This is a genomic window from Actinomadura logoneensis (genome assembly GCF_003428695.1).
GTDB lineage: Bacteria > Actinomycetota > Actinomycetes > Streptosporangiales > Streptosporangiaceae > Spirillospora > Spirillospora logoneensis.
Genome location: NZ_QURH01000657.1, coordinates 1 through 2662 on the forward strand (window position 1 = coordinate 1; position 2662 = coordinate 2662).

2 protein-coding genes are annotated in these 2662 nt (G+C 79.1%); one reads left to right on the plus strand and one right to left on the minus strand.

Going from position 1 to position 2662, the window contains the following annotated elements; all coding sequences use genetic code 11:
* On the plus strand, positions 1–1495 hold a 1495-nt coding region (locus DZF91_RS25220; protein WP_235834541.1), incomplete at its 5' end, for a BTAD domain-containing putative transcriptional regulator.
* Here the strand turns inward: DZF91_RS25220 and DZF91_RS40325 are convergent.
* Positions 1471–2662: tetratricopeptide repeat protein (locus DZF91_RS40325; RefSeq protein ID WP_158588044.1), on the minus strand; the 1192-nt coding region annotated here is incomplete at its 5' end. The two genes, DZF91_RS25220 and DZF91_RS40325, sit on opposite strands and share 25 nt — an antisense overlap.

The following is a 2662-nucleotide window of genomic DNA, read 5'->3' on the forward strand; positions in this document are numbered from 1 at the left end:
CGCCCTCGCCGCCTCGCGGCGCCTGGTGGCGGACGCGCTGGCCCTCTGGGCGGGCGATCCGCTGGACGGCCTGCCGGGCCCGTTCGCGCGGGGCCAGCGCGCGCGGCTCGCCGAGTGGCGGCTCGTCGCGTCCCAGACCCGGTTCGAGCTGGACCTCGCGCTCGGCCGGCACGAGGACGCCGTGCCGGAGCTCGCGGCGCTGGCCGCCGCGCATCCGCTGCGTGAGGGGTTCCAGCGGCTGCTGATGCTCGCGCTGCACCGCTCCGGGCGGCGCGCCGAGGCGATCGAGGTGTTCGAGCGGTCCCGGTCGCTGCTGGACGCCGAGCTCGGCCTCGACCCGAGCCCCGGCCTGGTCGAGCTGCGCCGCGCCATCGCGGCCGGGCGTCCCACGGTGTCGGCGGGGCCGTCCGCGATGTCGGCCGAGCGTCCCGCCGCGCCGACCGGGCATCCCGCTGTGCCGACCGGGCATCCCGCGGGGTCGGCCGGGCGTTCCGCGGGGTCGGCCGGGCGTTCCGCGGGGTCGGCTCGGCGTTCCGCGGGGTCGGCCGCCGCGCAGCTCCCGACCGACCTCATCGACTTCACCGGCCGCGACGAGCAGGTCGCGCGCCTGGTCCGTGCCCTGTCGGCGGGGCCCGCGCACGCCGTGGTCGGCGGGCCGGTCGGCGTCGGGAAGTCGGCGCTCGCGGTGCACGTCGCCCATCTCGTCCGGGACGCCTACCCGGACGGCCAGCTCTACGCGGACCTGCGCCGCGACGACCCCGACACCCTGCTCCTCGATTTCCTGCGCACGCTCGGCGCCGAGGCGGGAGGCGTCCCGGACCGCGCGGAGCGGGCGGAGCGCTCGGCCCTGCTGCGCTCCGCCCTGCGCGGACGGCGGATGCTGATCGTCCTGGACAACGCGCGGGACCCGGGGGCGGTGCACGCCCTGCTGCCCGGCGGGGACTGCTCGGTCCTGGTCACCTGCGGGGGGCGTCCGCCGTGCGTCCCGGACGCGGTCGAGCTGGCCGAGTTCTCCGCGCGCGAGGCAGAGGCCCTGTTCGCGCGCGTCGCGGGGCCGGACCGCGCCGCCCGCGAGCCGGACGCCGTCGCCGAGGCCGTCGCCCTGTGCGGACGGCTCCCGCTGGCCGTCCGGATCGCCGCCGCGCGGCTGGCGTCCCGGCCGGGCTGGACGGCCCGGTCCCTGGTCCGCCGCCTCGCGGACGAGCGGCGCAGGCTCGCCGAGCTGAAGGTCGGGACGCTCGACGCCGAGGCGGTCTTCGCCCGCGAGTGCGACCGGCTGGGCGCCGAGCAGGGCCGCGCGTGCCAGGTCCTCGCGCGCTCCGGTCCGGCGTCCTTCTCGGTCGAGGAGGCCGCCGCCGTGCTGGACCGGCCGCGCGCCGAGACCGAGGCCGCACTCGCGGCGCTGACCGCTTCCGGCCTTCTCGCCTCGCCGTCGCCCGACCTCTTCCGGTACCCGGACCTGCTCCGCCTCTACGCCCGCGGGCTGCCCTGGTGAGTGCCCTCGCGAGTTCCCTGGCGAGTCCCCGGGTGGGCGCCGGCCGGGGCGGGCGGGCCGCAGGCGTCCAGCAGCGCCCGGACGTCGTCGGCCTCGGGAGCGGCCAGGTCGTCGAAGGCGGCCAAGGCCGTCCGCCACTCGCGGCGCGCACGGGCCGGGTCGCCGAGCGCGGCCCACGCCCGGCCGAGGACGACCCGGGTGCGGGCCTGCTGCCACTCCCCGCCGATGACGCGCGCGACCGCCAGGGACTGCGCGGCGGTGTCGGCGGCGTCCCGGAACTGGCCGAGCGCGAGCCGCGTCTCCGCCATCCGCATCAGCACCTGCGCCTCGCGCAGCGGAAGCGAGTGCGTCCAGCAGACCGCGAGCGCCTCGTCATAGGCGGCGAGCGCGTCCACGTGCCGGTCCAGCGACTCCAGGATCTGCCCGACCAGGTAGAGCGCGTAGGCGACCGCGACCGGCGCGTCGGCCCGGCGGGCCAGCGCGAGGCCCCGGTACCCGGCGGCGAGCGCGGACGCCCGGTCGCCCATGCCCAGGTGCAGCTGCGCGATGTTCGCCAGCCGCGTCGCCTGCCCCCGGACGTTCCCCATCCGGACGTCCAGGGCGAGCACCTCCTCGCAGCGCCGCAGGCTGGCCGCGTGGTCGCGCCGGTAGTACGCGTCCAGCGCGAGGACGCTGAGCGCCTCGGCGAGCGCGGGCTCGTCGCCCAGCTCGCGGCCGAGCTCGGCGGCGCGGGCGACCAGCGCGGCGCCGCCGGGCCGCTTCGCGCAGTGGATCAGGTGGTAGCCGAGGACGAACGAGGCGGCCATCTCGGCGCGCCGGTTCCGCGCCGCGAGCGCCGCGTCCAGCAGCGCGCGGGCCGCGCCGACCAGCTCGGTCCAGCGGGGGCCGTCGTCGAGCTGCTGGGCGAGCGCCAGGGTCAGCTCGGCGACGCCGTCCAGCGGCAGGACGGGATCGGCGGCGAACCGGGTGACCAGCGCGATCAGCTCCGAGAGGTGGTCGGACGTCCACTGCGTCGCGGCGCTGGCCGACGGGAACCGGGGCGGACCGGAGAGCGGCGCGCCGGCGCGGCTCTCGCCGAGCAGGGCGAGGGCCTCGCGCTGCGCCTCCAGGTGGTGGGCGAGCAGGCGGGCGAGCGCGGCGCGCCGCTCGGCCGGTCCGCGCTCGCCC